General features: G+C 72.8%; 18 protein-coding genes. 6 read left to right on the top strand and 12 right to left on the bottom strand.

Annotated features, from left to right (window positions below; all coding sequences use genetic code 11):
• Nucleotides 1-4: 4 nt before the first annotated feature.
• From priA to hisD, 8 genes are read right to left on the bottom strand one after another with little or no spacing between them, the layout of a single operon-like run.
• Complete coding sequence (gene priA, locus OCS65_RS14030) at nucleotides 5-739, bottom strand: bifunctional 1-(5-phosphoribosyl)-5-((5-phosphoribosylamino)methylideneamino)imidazole-4-carboxamide isomerase/phosphoribosylanthranilate isomerase PriA (RefSeq protein ID WP_029544076.1); 735 nt, start codon at nucleotides 737-739, stop codon at nucleotides 5-7.
• A 50-nt stretch (nucleotides 740-789) separates the two neighbouring features.
• Complete coding sequence (locus tag OCS65_RS29950) at nucleotides 790-1176, bottom strand: hypothetical protein (protein WP_377438435.1); 387 nt, start codon at nucleotides 1174-1176, stop codon at nucleotides 790-792.
• Entirely contained in the window at nucleotides 1158-1793 is a 636-nt protein-coding gene (gene hisH, locus OCS65_RS14020) for an imidazole glycerol phosphate synthase subunit HisH (protein WP_029544081.1), read from the bottom strand. The genes OCS65_RS29950 and hisH overlap by 19 nt, the downstream gene beginning before the upstream one ends.
• A gap of 10 nt (nucleotides 1794-1803) precedes the next feature.
• Entirely contained in the window at nucleotides 1804-2943 is a 1140-nt protein-coding gene (locus tag OCS65_RS14015) for an MFS transporter (RefSeq protein ID WP_029544083.1), read from the bottom strand.
• Nucleotides 2944-2972: 29 nt separating this feature from the next.
• Nucleotides 2973-3128, bottom strand: coding sequence for a hypothetical protein (locus OCS65_RS14010; protein ID WP_006937015.1), 156 nt, complete (start codon nucleotides 3126-3128; stop codon nucleotides 2973-2975).
• The gene (hisB, locus tag OCS65_RS14005) at nucleotides 3128-3760 is read right to left on the bottom strand and encodes an imidazoleglycerol-phosphate dehydratase HisB (RefSeq protein ID WP_185712784.1); all 633 of its coding nucleotides are present in this window, start codon (nucleotides 3758-3760) and stop codon (nucleotides 3128-3130) included. Before hisB ends, OCS65_RS14010 begins: the two co-directional genes overlap by 1 nt.
• Nucleotides 3757-4881, bottom strand: a complete 1125-nt coding sequence (locus OCS65_RS14000) for a histidinol-phosphate transaminase (RefSeq protein WP_185712785.1) — start codon at nucleotides 4879-4881, stop codon at nucleotides 3757-3759. Before OCS65_RS14000 ends, hisB begins: the two co-directional genes overlap by 4 nt.
• Complete coding sequence (gene hisD / locus OCS65_RS13995; RefSeq protein WP_029544087.1) at nucleotides 4878-6245, bottom strand: histidinol dehydrogenase; 1368 nt, start codon at nucleotides 6243-6245, stop codon at nucleotides 4878-4880. The genes OCS65_RS14000 and hisD overlap by 4 nt, the downstream gene beginning before the upstream one ends.
• 130 nt (nucleotides 6246-6375) lie before the next feature.
• On the opposite strand from hisD, the gene OCS65_RS13990 reads away from it, so the two are divergent.
• The 6 genes from OCS65_RS13990 to OCS65_RS13965 all read left to right on the top strand — a co-directional run bounded on the left by OCS65_RS13990 (nucleotide 6376) and on the right by OCS65_RS13965 (nucleotide 12274).
• Complete coding sequence (locus tag OCS65_RS13990) at nucleotides 6376-6759, top strand: helix-turn-helix domain-containing protein (RefSeq protein WP_029544089.1); 384 nt, start codon at nucleotides 6376-6378, stop codon at nucleotides 6757-6759.
• A gap of 176 nt (nucleotides 6760-6935) precedes the next feature.
• Nucleotides 6936-8624, top strand: a complete 1689-nt coding sequence (locus OCS65_RS13985) for a PHA/PHB synthase family protein (protein ID WP_050035341.1) — start codon at nucleotides 6936-6938, stop codon at nucleotides 8622-8624.
• Between the two features lie 84 nt (nucleotides 8625-8708).
• Nucleotides 8709-9125 (top strand): hypothetical protein, encoded by a 417-nt coding sequence (locus tag OCS65_RS13980; RefSeq protein WP_006941283.1) that lies wholly within the window; start codon nucleotides 8709-8711, stop codon nucleotides 9123-9125.
• A gap of 76 nt (nucleotides 9126-9201) precedes the next feature.
• Complete coding sequence (locus OCS65_RS13975; protein ID WP_050036371.1) at nucleotides 9202-10326, top strand: alpha/beta fold hydrolase; 1125 nt, start codon at nucleotides 9202-9204, stop codon at nucleotides 10324-10326.
• A complete protein-coding gene (locus OCS65_RS13970; RefSeq protein ID WP_263507160.1) occupies nucleotides 10323-11609 on the top strand; it encodes a glycoside hydrolase family 1 protein in 1287 nt (428 codons plus the stop codon). Before OCS65_RS13975 ends, OCS65_RS13970 begins: the two co-directional genes overlap by 4 nt.
• A gap of 29 nt (nucleotides 11610-11638) precedes the next feature.
• Nucleotides 11639-12274 carry a LysE family transporter gene (locus OCS65_RS13965; RefSeq protein WP_006941286.1) on the top strand — a complete coding sequence of 212 codons (636 nt, stop codon included), beginning with the start codon at nucleotides 11639-11641 and terminating at the stop codon, nucleotides 12272-12274.
• Between the two features lie 7 nt (nucleotides 12275-12281).
• Here OCS65_RS13965 and OCS65_RS13960 read toward each other — a convergent pair whose 3' ends face one another.
• The 4 genes from OCS65_RS13960 to OCS65_RS13945 all read right to left on the bottom strand — a co-directional run bounded on the left by OCS65_RS13960 (nucleotide 12282) and on the right by OCS65_RS13945 (nucleotide 16629).
• On the bottom strand, nucleotides 12282-12578 hold the full coding sequence (locus tag OCS65_RS13960) for a DUF2470 domain-containing protein (RefSeq protein ID WP_006941289.1): 297 nt from the start codon (nucleotides 12576-12578) through the stop codon (nucleotides 12282-12284).
• A 16-nt stretch (nucleotides 12579-12594) separates the two neighbouring features.
• The gene (locus tag OCS65_RS13955) at nucleotides 12595-13998 is read right to left on the bottom strand and encodes a WS/DGAT/MGAT family O-acyltransferase (RefSeq protein WP_072635393.1); all 1404 of its coding nucleotides are present in this window, start codon (nucleotides 13996-13998) and stop codon (nucleotides 12595-12597) included.
• A 162-nt stretch (nucleotides 13999-14160) separates the two neighbouring features.
• Nucleotides 14161-15030 (bottom strand): carboxylating nicotinate-nucleotide diphosphorylase, encoded by an 870-nt coding sequence (nadC, locus tag OCS65_RS13950; RefSeq protein ID WP_006941300.1) that lies wholly within the window; start codon nucleotides 15028-15030, stop codon nucleotides 14161-14163.
• A complete protein-coding gene (locus tag OCS65_RS13945; RefSeq protein ID WP_006941302.1) occupies nucleotides 15031-16629 on the bottom strand; it encodes an L-aspartate oxidase in 1599 nt (532 codons plus the stop codon).

The raw sequence follows: 16629 nt of genomic DNA, 5'->3' as shown, positions 1-16629 counted from the left end.
CGGATCAGCGTGAGACCGCGTCGAGGGCCTCGGTGAGCGTGAACCGGCCCGCGTACAGCGCCTTGCCGACGATGGCGCCCTCGACGCCCCGGTCGACGAGGCCGGCGATCGCCCGCAGATCGTCGAGGGCGGACACGCCGCCGGAGGCGACGACGGGAGCGTCGGTGGCTGCGCAGACCTGGGCGAGCAGATCGAGGTTGGGGCCGGTGAGCGTGCCGTCCTTGGTGACGTCGGTGACGACGTAGCGGCTGCAGCCGTCGCGGTCGAGCCGCGCGAGGACCTCCCACAGGTCGCCGCCGTCGGAGACCCAGCCGCGGCCGCGCAGGCGCCACTGCCCGTCGATGAGCTTGACGTCGAGCCCGACGGCGATGCGGTCGCCGTACTCGGCGATGGCGCGGGCGCACCAGTCGGGATCCTCGATGGCGGCGGTGCCGAGGTTGACGCGAGCGCACCCGGTGGCCAGCGCCGCCTCGAGGGACTCGTCGTCGCGGATCCCGCCGGAGAGCTCTACCTTCACGTCCAGTTCGCCGACGACCTCGGCGAGGAGTTCGCGGTTGGAGCCGCGTCCGAAGGCGGCGTCGAGATCGACGAGGTGCACCCATTCAGCGCCGGCGTTCTGCCACTCGAGGGCGGCGTCGCGGGGAGAGCCGTAGCTGGTCTCGCTGCCCGCCTCTCCCTGGACGAGGCGAACTGCTTCACCGTTGGCGACATCGACTGCAGGCAAAAGGACCAGGCTCACTGCGCCCATGCTAGTGGGTCGCGGCGGTCGCCGAGAACCGGCCCCGACGGTCACCCCGCACCGTCGCCGCGCGGCGTGTCGTCACCGTCGCCGCGCGGCGTGTCGCTGCCGTCGCGGCCCGGCGTGTCGCTGCCGTCGCCGCGCGGCGTGTCGCTGCCGTCGCGGCGCGGGGTGTCGTTGCCGTCGGGACCGAAGGCGCGGCGCGTCGTCCGGGTCGAGACGACGCCCATCGCGGCGATCGCGCCGGCCACGCCGGCGAGGGCGACGATCAACCCGACGACGGGCCCCGGTCGCAGCACCACGATGACGACGGTGGCGAGCAGGAGCACGCCCGTGGCGGCGCCCAGTGCCGTCAGCGCGAGCCGGCCGAGCGAGAACTCCGGCCTGGCCGGGTCGTCGCCGCCGGCCCCGCCGCGGTTCACAAACTGCCGACCCAATTGCGCAGCAGCTCGGCCCCCGCGTCGCCGGATTTCTCGGGATGGAACTGCGTCGCAGACAACGGGCCGTTCTCGACCGCGGCGAGGAACCGCCCGCCGTGCTCCGCCCAGGTCAGCGCGGGCGGAGCGAACAGCTCCGACGGCGGCAGCTCCCACTTCTGCGCGGCGTAGGAGTGCACGAAGTAGAACCGGGTGTCGCGGTCCATGCCGGCGAACAGCACGCTGTTGTCGGGGGCCTCGACGGTGTTCCAGCCCATGTGCGGCAGCACCGGCGCGTCGAGACGTTCGACGGTGCCGGGCCATTCGCCACATCCGTCGGTCTCGACACCGAATTCCACGCCCTTGTCGAAGAGGATCTGCATGCCGACGCAGATGCCGAGCACCGGGCGGCCGCCGGCGAGTCGCTGCCCGATGATCCGGTCCCCGCGCACCGCCTTCAGTCCCGCCATGCACGCCGCGAACGCGCCGACGCCGGGCACGACCAGGCCGTCGGCGGCGAGCGCGACCTGCGGGTCGGCGGTCACCTCCACCTGCACGCCGGTGCGCGCCACCGCGCGCGTCGCCGAATGCAGATTGCCGGAGCCGTAGTCGAGGACGGCGACCTTGGTTGCGCTCATGGGCTCGATTCTATGGGGCCGCGGCGGGCCGCTCCGACGGCCCGGCGATCCGGGCGAGCAGCGGCAGGATCGGCACGAGCAGCGCAGCGGTCGCGAACGCGGCGGGATAGCCTGCGACGGTGGCGATCCCGCCGAGCAGCAGCGATCCGGCCCCGGTGCCCGCGTCGAAGCCGATGTTCCAGGCGGCGCTCGCGGCGCCGACATGGGCGGGCCCGGCGCGACGGAACGCAAGCATCAGGGCGTCGTTCTGCACGACGCCGAAGCCGAGGCCGAATGCCACCGCCGCACCGAGCAGGACCGCCGCGCCGCCGCGATCGTCCGCGGCGAGCGCGAACGGCACCATCGCCACGGCGGCCAGGCCGAGCCCGGCCGGCAGGAGCCGGCCCGCGCCGATCCGGTCCGCGACCGCACCGGCGCCGTAGCGGCCGACGAGGGTGGACGCGCTGATCAGCGCCAACGCGAGCGCCACCTGGCCCGAGGCCGCGGGCACGGCGATCGACAGCAGCGAGGTGAGGCCGCCGTAGGCGACGGCACCCGCGGCGATCGCCACCGCCGGCAGGGCCAGAGCCCGCAGCGGCGTGCGGCTTCCGGCCGCGCCGGTCTGCCGGGTGACCACCTGCGGCAGGCGCGCGATCGCGACGAGCGCGAGCGTGGGCACCGCCGCGCCGAGCACGAACACGGGTGCGGTGGAGGCCCGCTCGGCGACCGCCAGTCCGAGCGGCAGTCCGACCATCTGCGCCGCGGCGATCGCGATGCCCTGTGCGCCGGTGGCGCGGCCGAGCAGCCGGGCGGGCGCGAGTTCGGCCACGAGGGCGGCGCTGGCCACGGTGATCATGCCGAAGCCGATCCCCCGCACCGCGGAGGTCGGCAGCACCACGGCCGGGTGCAGCGACAGCAGGAGCAGCAGCGACGGCAGGCCCAGCAGCAGGCATCCGGCGGCGAGCACGGGCCGGTAGCCGCGGGCCCGCACCAGGCGCGGCACCGCCGGTTGGGTGAGCACCGTCGCGCCCATGAACACCGCCGTCACCGCGCCGGCGAGGGTGCCGCTGCCGCCGGCGTCGGCGACGGCCCGGGGCACTACGGGCAGCAGCAGGGAGAACCCGGCGAACGCGCCCGCCGCCATCGCCCAGGCGGCGGGCAGCCCCGGCACCGCGAACAGGCCCGGCCGATCCGACGACGTCAGAGCAGCCTCAGCACACCGGCGATCGCGGCGAGCAGGGTCAGCGCCAGCAGCACCCCGGCGAAGAGGGTGTTGCCGCCCCGCCACGTCGACCAGGTGCCACCCGCGGCGAGGCCGGCGAGCATGAACAGGCCGTACGTCAGGACGACGTCCACTACAGGGTGCCCTTGGTCGACGGCACGCCGCTGACCCGGGGATCCGGTTCGACGGCCTGGCGCAGCGCCCGCGCGACGGCCTTGAACTCGGCCTCGGTGATGTGGTGCTGGTCGCGGCCGTAGAGCACGCGTACGTGCAGGGCGATGCGGGCGTGGAAGGCGAGGGATTCGAACACGTGCTTGTTGATCACGGTCGAGTACGGCACGCCGGGGTAGCCGCCGATCACCGAGTGCACCATGTAGTCCGGTTCGCCGGTGTGCACGCAGTAGGGCCGGCCGGAGACGTCCACCGCCGCGTGCGCGAGGGTCTCGTCCATCGGAATGAACGCGTCGCCGAAGCGGCGGATGCCCCGCTTGTCCCCGAGCGCCTGATTCAGCGCCTGACCGAGGACGATCGCGGTGTCCTCGACGGTGTGGTGCGCCTCGATCTCGATGTCGCCCTGGGCGCGCACGGTCAGGTCGAAGCTGGCGTGCTGACCGAGCGCGGTGAGCATGTGGTCGTAGAACGGGACACCGGTGGTGATGTCGGTGCGGCCGGCGCCGTCGAGGTTCAACTCGACGACGATGGACGACTCCTTGGTAGCACGCTCGATCCGCGCGGTGCGCGGGGTGGGGGTGGTCTGCTCGCTCATCGCCCGTCCTCGATCTCGGTGGCGGCGAGCTTCTCGCTCACCCGTAGCAGTTCGTCGTTCTCGTGGGCCAGGCCCACGGTGGTGCGCAGGAACCCGGGGATACCGACGTCCCGGATCAGCACACCCTCGTCGAGGTAGCGCTGCCAGGTCGCGGCGGCATCGGCGAAGCGCCCGAACAGGATGAAGTTCGCGTCCGAGGGCACCACGTGGTAGCCGAATCGGGTCAGCTCGGTCGCGATGCGGTCGCGTTCGGCGCACAGCCGCGCGACCGAGCCGAGGGTCTCGTCGGCGTGCCGCAGCGCGGCCCGGGCGGCAGCCTGGGTGATCACCGACAGGTGGTAGGGCAGCCGCACGAGCAGCAGTGCCTCGACGAACGCGGGCGCGGCGGCGAGGTAGCCGAGCCGGCCCCCGGCGAACGCAAACGCCTTGCTCATGGTGCGCGAGACGATCACCTTGGCCGGGAACTCGTCGATCAGCGCGAGCGCGCTGGGGGCGGCGGAGAACTCGGCGTAGGCCTCGTCGACGATCACGATGCCGGGCGCGGACGCGCAGATCGCGCGCAGCTCGTCGAGCGGGATGCTGTGCCCGGTGGGGTTGTTCGGGCTGGTGACGAACACCACGTCGGGTTGCTGCCGGCGGATCGCGGCCACCGACGAGTCGAGGTCGAGGGTGAAGTCCTCGCCCCGGTAGGTCGGCAGCCACTCGGTCTGGGTGCCGTCGGCGATGATCGGGTGCATCGAGTAGGACGGCACGAATCCCATCGCGGATCGGCCCGGCCCGCCGAAGGCCTGCAGGATCTGCTGCAGGATCTCGTTGGACCCGTTGGCGGCCCAGACGTTCTCGACGCTCACGCCCACCCCGGTCTGCCGGGTCAGGTAGGCGGCGAGGTCGGTGCGCAGCGCGACGGCGTCACGGTCGGGGTAGCGATGCAGCTGCGCGGCGGCCTCGCGCACCGACTCGGCGACGTCGTCGATCAGGGCGCGGGTCGGTGGGTGCGGGTTCTCGTTGGTGTTGAGCTGCACCGGCACCGTCAGCTGCGGCGCACCGTAGGCGGACTTGCCGCGCAGGTTCTCCCGCAGCGGCAGGTCGTCGACGGTGATGCCGGATCCCGGGGCGCTCACTGCAGGTCCTCGAAGCGCAGCCGCACGGCCTCGCCGTGCGCGGGCAGGTCCTCGGCGGTGGCGAGGGTGATCACGTGCCCTGCGACGTCCTCGAGCGCCTCGCGGCTGTACTCGACGACGTGAATGCCGCGCAGGAACGTCTGCACGCTCAGTCCGGACTGGTGCCGGGCGCAGCCGGCGGTGGGCAGCACGTGGTTCGAGCCGGCGCAGTAGTCACCGAGGCTGACCGGCGCCCAGGGGCCGACGAAGATCGCGCCCGCGGCCCGTACCCGCGCGGCGACCGCGGAGGCGTTCTCGGTCTGGATCTCGAGGTGCTCGGCGGCGTAGGCGTCGACGACCTTCAGGCCCTGGTCGAGGTCGTCGACGAGGACGATCCCGGACTGGCTGCCCGACAGCGCGGTCCGTACGCGTTCGCGGTGCTTGGTGAGCTCGAGCTGGGCGGCGACGGCGGCGTCGACGGCGTCGGCGAGCTCGGCGCTGGTGGTGACGAGGACCGACGCGGCCATGACGTCATGCTCGGCCTGGCTGATCATGTCGGCCGCGACGTGGACCGGATCGGCGGTGTGGTCGGCCAGGATCGCGATCTCGGTGGGGCCGGCCTCGGCGTCGATGCCGACGACGGCGCGGCACAGGCGCTTGGCGGCGGTGACGTAGATGTTGCCCGGGCCGGTGATCATGTCCACGGGCGCGAGTTCGGCGTCGTCGACGGCGGTGCCGTCCGGTGTCACGACGGCGGTGCCGTCCGGTGTCATATCGGTGCCGCCGTAGCTGAGCAGCGCCACGGCCTGGGCACCGCCGACGGCCCACACCTCGTCGACGCCGAGCAGGGCGGCAGCGGCGAGGATGGTCGGGTGCGGCAGGCCTCCGAAGTCCGCCTGCGGCGGGGACGCGACGACGAGCGACTCGACGCCGGCGGCCTGGGCGGGCACCACGTTCATCACGACCGACGACGGGTAGACGGCGTTGCCGCCGGGCACGTACAGCCCCACCCGCTCGACCGGCACCCAGCGTTCGGTGACGGTGCCACCGGGCACGACCTCGGTGACGGTGTCGGTGCGGCGCTGGTCCTGGTGCACCGTGCGGGTGCGTTCGATCGCGACGACCAGCGCCGAGCGCACGGCGGGATCGAGTTCCTCGAGGGCCCGGTCGAGTTCGGCCTTCGGCACCCGCACGCGGTCGGGGCGCACCCCGTCGAACTTCTCGCTGTAGTCGAGGGCGGCGGCGGCGCCTCGGTCGCGCACGTCCTCGACCACGGGCCGCACCTGATGCAGCACCGCGTCCACATCCACTCCGCCGCGGGGCAGCGCGCCCCTCAGCTCCGCAGTGGTGGGGGTTCGACCACGCAGGTCGGTGCGGGCAAGCATGAGGTGTCCTCTCTCGCGAACGGGGGTCCGTTCCATTATCCGTGATGGCGGCGATCGCCCTCGACGGCAGTCCCCGAACGCGCCGTCCGTGCGCCTCGGGGCGGCCGGCGGCCGGACCTATGCTGACCACATGGAGGACGATGTGTCGCACCCCCCGACGTTGGGGGAGCTGATCCGCCGGCAACGTGAGCTCGCCGAGTTGCCCATGCGGCAGCTCGCCGCGATGGTGGGGATCTCGAACCCGTATCTGTCGCAGATCGAACGGAACCTGCGGGCGCCGAGCGAACGCGTGCTGCAGGCCATCGCCGAGCAGCTGCATCTGTCGGCGGATGCGTTGACGGCCGAGGCGGGGCGGCCGGATCCGGGAGAGTCCGCGGTGGTGCACGCGATCCGGGAGGATCCGGATCTGACGAACGCGCAGCGGCGGTCGCTGGTGGAGATGTACGAGGCGTTCCGGGAGGTGACCGTGGGTAAGCGGCGCCGGGGTGCGCGCTCCGACGACGATGCGGAGTGAGTAAGGTCACATCGGACGGCATAATGTGAGCCATCCTCAGGTTTCGGCTGGTGGGGCGCCGCGTCCCCGCCCGCCCGCCCCACGTGCAGCTCGCATGTACTTCGCGGTAAGATGCGCGACCCGGCACGCGGTGTCACCCTCGGGGCACACCCCTCTTCCCCATCTGGAGATGTCCCTTGCTCGACCACGTGCACAAGAAGTTGAAGTCGACCCTGGACCCGATCGGCTGGGGTCCCGCGGTGAAGTCGGTGGCCGGACGCGCCGTCCGCAACCCCCAGGCCGTCACCGCCGCCACGACGGAATACGCGGGCCGGCTGGTGAAGATCCCCGCGGCGGCCACCCGCGTGTTCAACGCCGACGATCCCAAGCCGCCGATGCCGCTCGACCCGCGGGACCGCCGTTTCTCCGACACCGCCTGGCGGGAGAACCCCGCGTACTTCTCGCTCCTGCAGAGTTATCTCGCCACGCGGGCCTACGTCGAGGAACTCACCGACGCCGGCGCCGGCGATCCGCTGCAGGACGGCAAGGCCCGCCAGTTCGCGAACCTGATGCTCGACGTGCTGGCCCCGTCGAACTTCCTGTGGAATCCGGGCGTGCTCACCCGTGCATTCGAGACGGGCGGGGCAAGCCTGCTGCGCGGCGCCCGATATGCCGTGCACGACGTGCTCAACCGCGGCGGCCTGCCGCTGAAGGTGGACTCGGACGCGTTCACCGTCGGCGAGAACCTCGCGGCCACCCCGGGCAAGGTGGTCTATCGCAACGACCTGATCGAGCTGATCCAGTACACGCCGCAGACCGAGCAGGTGCATGCGGTGCCGATCCTCGCCGCGCCGCCGTGGATCAACAAGTACTACATCCTCGATCTCGCACCCGGTCGCAGCCTCGCCGAGTGGGCGGTCCAGCACGGCCGCACCGTGTTCATGCTCTCGTACCGGAACCCGGACGAGTCGATGCGGCACATCACCATGGACGACTACTACGTCAACGGCATTGCCGCCGCGCTGGACGTGGTCGAGGAGATCACCGGGTCGCCGAAGATCGAGGTGCTGTCCATCTGCCTCGGCGGCGCGATGGCCGCGATGGCCGCCGCGCGCGCATTCGCCGTCGGCGACAAGCGCGTGACCGCCTTCACCATGCTCAACACCCTGCTCGACTACAGCCAGGTCGGGGAACTCGGGTTGCTGACCGATCCGTCCACGCTGGACCTCGTCGAGTTCCGGATGCGGCAGCAGGGCTTCCTGTCCGGCAAGGAGATGGCCGGCAGCTTCGACATGATCCGCGCGAAGGACCTCGTCTTCAACTACTGGGTCTCGCGGTGGATGAAGGGCGAGAAGCCTGCGGCCTTCGACATCCTCGCGTGGAACGAGGACAGCACGAGCATGCCCGCGGAGATGCACTCGCACTACCTCCGGTCGCTGTACGGCCGCAACGAGCTGGCCGAGGGCCTCTACGTGCTCGACGGACAGCCCCTGAACCTGCACGACATCACGTGCGACACCTACGTCGTCGGCGCGATCAACGACCACATCGTGCCCTGGACATCGTCGTACCAGGCGGTGAACCTGCTGGGCGGCGACGTGCGCTACGTGCTCACCAACGGCGGGCACGTCGCCGGCGCGGTGAACCCGCCCGGCAAGAAGGTGTGGTTCAAGGCCGTCGGGGCGCCGGACGCCGAGACCGGCTCGCCGCTGCCCGCGGATCCGCAGGTCTGGGACGACGCGGCCACCCGCTACGAGCACTCGTGGTGGGAGGACTGGACGGCCTGGTCGAACAAGCGCGCCGGGGAGCTGGTGCCGCCGCCGGCAATGGGCAGCGCCGCCCACCCGCCGCTCGAGGACGCTCCGGGCACGTACGTCTTCAGCTGAGGACTTGCGCGTTAGCATTCATCTTGCTAACCTGCTAACAGCGTCCTCCGAGGCGCCCTCACACACCCGAACGGAAGGTACGCCATGACCACCGCCAAGACCCCCGTCGACGCCGCTGTCGCCAAGACCACCGCCGACACAGCCAAGGCCAACGAGGCTGCTGCCAAGGCCACCGCGGACGCCACCGCCGCCGCTCAGAAGATCGCCGAGTCGGCCACCACCGCCGCGAACCAGGCCACCGCCGAGTTCACCAAGGCTCTCGACGAGAGCGCCGCCCGCCTGAGCGAGTTCAACGACAAGGTCGTCGACGCTGCCAAGCAGAGCGGCAACCTCACCGTCGACACCTACGAGCGCGCCGTCACCAGCCTGCTCGACCTGCAGGAGAAGATCGCCTCCGCCACCCCGATCGCCTGGGTCGAGGACCTCACCAAGGCGCAGGTCTCCTTCGCCCGTGAGCTCACCACCACGGTGACCACCACCGCACGCGATCTCCTCAAGTGATCGATTGTGCGTCTCTTCCGACGCGATCGCGTCGGAAGAGGGGCACCACGCACCGGGCGCCGGTTCAATGAACCCCATGAACGCCCTGCAGACCGTCGCGATCGCCGCCGCCCCGTTCCGTCTCGGGGCGGCGGCGATCGCCGGCTGGAGCACCTACCTGGCCACCCTGAGCCGACGCGGCGCGCACCCGCTCGACGTCGCCGGCGACATCGCCGACTGGTGGCGCGTGCTCACCGACCGCGAACCCCCGCGCTGGGCCCACCCGTGGCCCGTCGCGCACTCCTGGCCGCTCGCCCGGCTGCGTGACTGCAGCGACCCCGACGCTCCCGCCCCCGAGGCCGTCCCCACCCTGCTGCTGCCGCCGCAGTCCGGATCGCACTCGTGCATCGTCGACCTCTCCTCCGACCGCAGCCAGGTCTCCGCCCTGCGCAGCGGCGGGTTGTCGCGGCTGTACTGCCTGGACTGGGCGCCCGCCGGCCCGGTCACCGACGGCGCCTCCCTCGACGACCATCTCGCCGTCCTCGCCGAGGCCGTCGAACTGCTCGGCGGACGGGTCAACCTGGTCGGCGGCAGCCAGGGTGGCTGGCTCGCGGCGATGCACGCCGCACTGCATCCGCGGACCGTGCACAGCCTCACCGTCGCGGGGGCCCCGATCGACTTCCACGCCGACCGTCCCGGTGCCGGAGCCCTCGAACACGTGCCACGCTCGGTGTCCGCGTCCGTGCTGAACCTGTGGTACGACGCCTCTCGGCTGTTCGGGGTGCTGCCCACCGACCCGGTGAGCGAGGTCCAGCGCAGCCTCGAACTGCTGGGCCTGCTGAACGACCCCGACACCCTCGGACAGGCGATCGACGAACGACGGTGGTTCCTCTGGCGCCAGGAGATCCCCGCCGCATTCCGCACGTGGATCCTCGAGCACCTGTTCGTCGGCAACGACCTCGTCGCCGGGGCCGTCACCACCGCGGCCGGTCCGGTGGACCTGGCCGCGATCGAGTGCCCCGTGCACATCGTCCTCGGCCGGCACGACCTCGTGGTGCCACCGGGACAGGTCCTCGCCCTCGCCGACCACGTCAGCACCCCCGCCGGCGACATCACGGTGCACGACGTCGACGCCGGCCACCTCGGCTTGTTCGTCGGCCGGCGCGCCCTCACCGAGCTGTGGCCTCGGCTCGCGGCCGGGATCGCCGCGCACTCCCGATGAGGACCGCCGACGCGGCGGTGCGGAGGGCCGCCGTCGCGGCGGTGCGGAGGGCCGCCGTCGCGGCGGTACGGAGGGCCGCTGCCGCGGTGGTGCTGACGGCCGCCCTCGCGGCCGCCGCCGCGGCGGGGTCCTCCCCGCCCGCCCACGCCGCGGGAAACGAGTTCCTGTGGGGCGTGTCGAGTTCCGGCTTCCAATCCGAAGGCTCCCCGCCGGACAGCAACTGGACCAGGTACGCCGCGTCGGGCCGCACCCACGAACTCGTCGGCACCTCGGTGGATTTCCGTCACCGCTACCGGGAGGACATCGCCGCGGCCGCGGACCTCGGGGTGGACGTGTTCCGGTTCTCGGTCGAGTGGTCCCGCATCCAGCCCACCCCGCACGGCTGGGACGAGGCCGAACTGCGCTACTACGACGACGTCGTCGCGACGGTGCGCGGACACGGCATGATCCCGATGATCACCCTCGACCACTGGGTGTACCCCGGGTGGATCGCCGACCGCGGCGGTTGGCGCGATCCCGCCACGGTCGGGGCATGGCTCGCCAACGCCGAGCAGGTCGTCGCCCGGTACGCCGGGCTGGGCGCGATGTGGGTGACGATCAACGAACCGACGATCTACGTCCAGAAGGAACTCGCCTTCGGCGGGATCGACGCTGCCGACGTCCCCCGCATGTTCGACGCCCTGGTCGCCGCGCACCGCTCGATCTACGCCCGGATCCACGAACTGGACCCGGGCGCGCGCGTGACGTCCAACTCCGCGTACATCCCCGGGGTGCAGACCGGACTCGACGCCCTGTTCGTCGACCGGGTCCGCGACACCCTCGACTTCCTCGGGCTCGACTACTACTACGGAGCCACCCTCGCCAACCCGAGCGCGATCCACGCGCTCACCGACGACTTTGCCTCGATCGTCCCGCATCCCGACGGGATGTACGAGGCGCTGATGCACTACACCCGCCGTTTCCCGGGGCTGCCGCTGTACGTCGTGGAGAACGGAATGCCCACCGCCGACGGGGCGCCCCGCGCCGACGGCTGGACCCGGGCGCGACACCTGCGCGAGCACGTCGACCGGATGCGCCGCGCCGCGGCCGACGGCGCCCCCGTCTTCGGGTACAACTACTGGTCGATCACCGACAACTACGAATGGGGAAGCTACACACCACGTTTCGGCCTTTATACCGTCGACGTGCGCACGGATCCGAACCTGACGCGCCGTCCCACCGACGGGGTCGACGCCTACCGGGCCGTCACCGGTGAGCCGTGGCCGGTGCCGGTGCCGTGCTGACCGGCCCGGCCCGGTCGTAGAATCGCCCGATGACCTGGCAGACGTGGGTGGCCCTGCTCGGCGCCGCCTGGGTGATCAGCCTCTCCCCCGGCGCCGGCGCGATCGCGTCCATGTCCTCGGGCCTCGCCCACGGACTGCGGCGCGGCTGGTGGAACATCGTCGGGCTGCAGTTCGGCCTGCTGCTGCAGATCGTGGTGGTCGCCGCCGGCGTCGGCGCGGTCCTCGCCGGGTCCGCGGCGGCATTCACGGTGATCAAGTGGTTCGGCGTGGCCTACCTCGTGTACCTGGGGGTGCGCCAGTGGCGCACTCGCCCCACCGAGGTCGACCCCGGCGCGGCGCCGGGACTCGGCTCGGCGCCGGCGCTGGTGGCGCGCGGGTTCCTGGTCAACGCGAGCAACCCCAAGGCGGTGGTGTTCATGCTTGCCGTGCTGCCGCAGTTCCTCGATCCCGCAGCCCCGCTGCTGCGGCAGTACCTGATCATCGCGGCGACGATGGTGACCGTCGACATGATCGTCATGACCGGCTACACGGGCCTGGCGGCGCGGGTGCTGACGCTGATGCGCTCGCCGCGCCAGCAGCGCATCACGGGCCGGGTGTTCTCCGGGCTGTTCTTCACGGCCGCCGCGTTCCTGGCCACCGTGCGCCGCGCAGCCACCGCGGCATAACGGCCGGTCAGTGCGGCCGCGGCGCCACCCCGAGCCGCTCGCACGCGGCGTGATACAGGGCGACCACCGCGGTGCGGATCCCCGCCCGGTCGGAGACGGGCTCGAGCCACGGCACCCGCACCGTCGTCTCGATGCCGCCGACCTCGACGACCCACTCGCCGAACTCGGTGTGCACGCCGGTCATGCGGGCGGCGCCCGCCGTGGGTTCCGCGAACGCGCGGACCACGAGCAGGTTGTCGTCGGCGTGGTCGTCGTTCATGTGCCCGGTCACGGCCGCGACGACGGCGGCGTCGAAGGAAGTCACGCCGGCGAGCCTAGCCTCACCGATCGCCGTCGGCGCCCGCCACCCCGACGGTGCGTTCGAGCGCGGCGAGCTCGTCGTCGAGGTGCGCGATCAGGCGATCGAGCTGCGGGACGCTGCGGCTGCACGAGGTGAGCCCGAACGCGATCCGGTCGTCGGTGCTGGTGCAGGTGATGTTCAGGGCCTGCCCGTCGACCGGCACCGACAGCGGGTACAGGGCGTCGACGCGGGCGCCGTTCCAGTACAGCGGCTCGACCGGGCCCGGCACGTTGGAGACGATCACGTTGAACGGCGGCCGCACCACGGCCCGGTTGCCGGTGAGCACCCCGACCGCGAGCGGAGCCATGCCGAGAGCGCTCGTGGCCAGCAGCGCGGTCTGGGACCGGCCCCGCATGGACTCCTTGCCGTCGACCATCGCGTCCCGGATGGCGGCCAGGCGGGCCGCCGAATCGTCGACGTGGGTGGCGAGCGGGCACATCAGCACGCCCACGTCGTTGCCGCCCTCGGTGGTCTTCCCGCGACGCAGCGACACCGGCACCATCGCGACGAGCGGATCGTCGGGCAGGGCCTCGTGGTCGAGCAGGTAGGCGCGCAGCGCTCCCGCGGACATCGCGAGGACGACATCGTTGACGGTGGCGCCGGCGGCCTCGGCGACGCGCCGCAGCCGCGTCAGCGACCAGTCGTGCGCGGCGAAGCGGCGGCCACCGGCGATGGACACGTTGAGCATCGTGCGCGGCGCCGTGAGCGACACCGCGCCGCCGCGGCCCCGCAGGGCCCGGTCCACGGTCCCCACCAGCGCGGGCACCATCCCGGCGGCCTCGTCGACGACGCCGCGCACGGCCCGCACGGTCATGCTCGGCAGGTCGAGCGCGGTCCCGACCGCGGAGTGCGGCGGGTCGGCGGACGGGAAGCGCGCCCAGGGCGCCGGCATGTCGGTGCGGTCCGCGTCGGTGCTCAGGGCCCGGTGCAGCAGCCGCATCGCGCCGACACCGTCGGCGAGAGCGTGGTGGATCTTCGTGTAGATCGCGTACCGCCCGTCGGCGAGGCCCTCGATCAGGTGCATCTCCCACAGCGGCCGGCTGCGGTCGAGGAGGGTGCTGTGCAGCCGCGACACCAGGGCGCGCAGTTCGGCGATGCCCCCGGGGCGTGGCAGGGCGTCGCGACGGACGTGGTGTTCGAGGTCGAAGTGCGGGTCGTCCTCCCACGCCCACATCCCCAGGGTGGCGAGGGAACGGACCGCGCGCCGGCGCCACAGGGGCGCGACGTCGTCACCGGCGAGGGCCGCGTCGAACAGCGCGCGCAGGGAACGGGCGTCGCCGCCCGGCGGCGGCTGCAGCAGGATCAGTCCCCCGACGTGCATGGGATGCTCGCGCGACTCGCCGAGCAGGAACATCGAGTCGATCGGGGACATCGGCAAACGCATGCGAGGTCTCTCCGTTCCCCGGTGACGGGGAACTGGTTAGTGGCGGACCCCCTGTGACCCGCCGGACGCGCGCCGCCGCCGTGAGGTGCCTCACGGCGGCGGATACGTAGCCAGTTGTACGCGATCGATGCGGCCGGTGCCAAGCGCGGCCCCGGCGTGGCGTCACATGTCGAGACCGAGGTCGAGGACGGTCACCGAGTGGGTCAACGCACCGACGGCGAGGTAGTCGACCCCGGTGCGGGCGTAGTCCGCGGCCACGTCGAGGGTCAGGCCCCCGGAGGACTCGAGGCGGGTCTGCGGCGCGTGCGTGTTGCGCCGTTGGACCGCGATCTGCGTCTGCCACAGCGGGAAATTGTCGAGCAGGATCAGCTCGACGTTCTCGGCGAGCACCTCGTCGAACTGCTCGAGGCTGTCGACCTCCACCTCGCACTCGAGGTCGGGGGCCTGGGCCCGCACGGCCCGCAGCGCCGCGACCACCGAACCGGCGGCGACGACGTGGTTGTCCTTGATCAGCGCGGCGTCGCCGAGACCCATCCGGTGGTTGACACCGCCGCCGACCCGCACCGCGTACTTCTGCAGCGCCCGCAGGCCCGGCAGCGTCTTGCGGCTGTCGCGGATCTTCGCGTCGGTGCCGGCGACGGCGTCGACCCACTGCGCGGTGGCGGTGGCGATCCCGGACAGGTGGCACATCAGGTTCAGCATGGTGCGCTCGGCGGTGAGCAGGCCCCGGGTGGGGGCCTGCACCGTGAGCACCGCCTCCCCCGCCGCGGCACGATGCCCGTCGACGGCCCGGTCGAGCACCTCGTAGTCGCCGGCACCGAGGACCTCGTCGAGTACCAGCAGACCGATGTCGATCCCGGCGACGGTGCCGGGGCTGCGCGGCACCACCGACGCCGTGGCCACGGCGTCGGCCGGCACCGTGGCGGCGGTGGTCACATCCGGGCCGTAGCGCAGGTCCTCGTCGAGGGCGACGCGCACCAGCGCGAGCGTCTCGTCCCGATCGAGTCCGGCGGGCAGCTCGGTGCTGGCCATTCAGTGTGCTCCTGTGAGTTGTGGTGTGCGCAGCGTGATCTCGCCGTCGGCGTCGAGACGCGTCTCGAGGCTGCGACGCTGCGCGGGGTCGGATTCGGGATGGTCGTCGCGGGTGTGGCACCCGCGGCTCTCGGTGCGGGCGCCGGCCGCGAGGGTCAGGGCCCGGGCCGCGACGGTGAGCGCGGCGTCCTCGAGCGCCGCCGCGTCGGTGCACCGGCCGGTCGGGGCGGCGGTGAGGCCCGCCCCGGCGACGGCGAGCCCGGCGGCGTCGCGGACGACGGAGGCGTGCCGGGTCATCAGCTGCTGCAACGCCGCCCGGTCCGCGCGGGGCCGGACGGGCAGGTCGGCGTCGGCGGTCTCGACGCGCAGCCCCCCGCGCTCCTCGGCCGCGGCCAGACCGGCGCGCTCGCCGACGACGAGGCCCTCGAGCAGGCTGTTGGAGGCGAGCCGGTTGCCGCCGTGCAGGCCGGTGCGGGCGACCTCGCCCGCCGCGTACAGCCCGGGTACACCGGTGCGGCCGCACACGTCGGTGACGACCCCGCCGCACGAGTAGTGCGCGGCCGGAGCGACGGGAATCAGGTCGCGGGCCGGGTCCAGGCCCACCTGCGCCAGGGAGGCGGTGACGGTCGGGAAGCGCCGCGCGAACCCGTCCAGGTGCCGGGCGTCGAGCAGGACGTGGTCGTCGCCGAGCTCGGCGAGCCGGGTGGCGATGGCACGGGAGACGACGTCGCGCGGCGCGAGGTCGCCGAGGGGGTGCACCCCGGCGGTGACCGGGCGGCCGGCACTGTCCACGAGTCGGGCACCCTCGCCGCGCACGGCCTCGCTGACGAGCGGGCGGCGGCCGACGGATCCGGCCGCGAACAGCACGGTCGGGTGGAACTGGACGAACTCGAGGTCGGCGACGGCGGCACCGGCGTGCAGGGCCAGCGCGATACCGTCGGCGGTGGCGCCGGGCGGGTTGGTGCTGCACGCGTACAGCTGCCCGAGGCCGCCGGTGGCCAGCAGCACGGCCGGGGTGTGGACGACACCGAGGCCCCGGTCGTCGAGGACGAGCAGGCCGGTGACGCCGCGCGTGTCGGTGAGGACGCGGGCGGCGGCGGCACCGAAGAGCACCGGCAGTCCGGCCGCGCCCAGGGCACGCTGGATCTCGGCACCGGTGGCGTCGCCGCCGGCGTGGATGATGCGGCGGGTGCTGTGGCCGCCCTCGCGGGTGCGGGCGATGCCGCCGTCACGGCCGCGGTCGAACACGGCTCCCAGGTCGGTGAGGGCCGCGACGGCGTCCTGCCCGCCGGAGACGATGGACCGCACGGCCGTCTCGTCGCACAGGCCGGCGCCGGCGGCGCAGGTGTCGGCGACGTGGGAGTCGACGGAATCCGCCGGCCCCGGGGCGACGACGGCGATGCCGCCCTGCGCGTACTGGGTGGCGGTGTCGGTGGGGCCGCCCTTGCTGACGGTCAGCACCCGCAGTCCGCGCCGGGACGCGGCGCGGGCGGCGGTGAGGCCGGCCACGCCGCCCCCGACCACCACGAGGTCGGCGCGGGCTTCCCAGCGGATCGTGTCCCGCCGCTCCGCTCGACCCGCGCCGACGCCGGAGGACAT

This window comes from Rhodococcus aetherivorans (assembly GCF_025722975.1).
Lineage (GTDB): Bacteria > Actinomycetota > Actinomycetes > Mycobacteriales > Mycobacteriaceae > Rhodococcus > Rhodococcus aetherivorans.
Note: the sequence above shows the minus strand (reverse complement) of the source record. Positions and strands in the feature narration are given on the sequence as shown.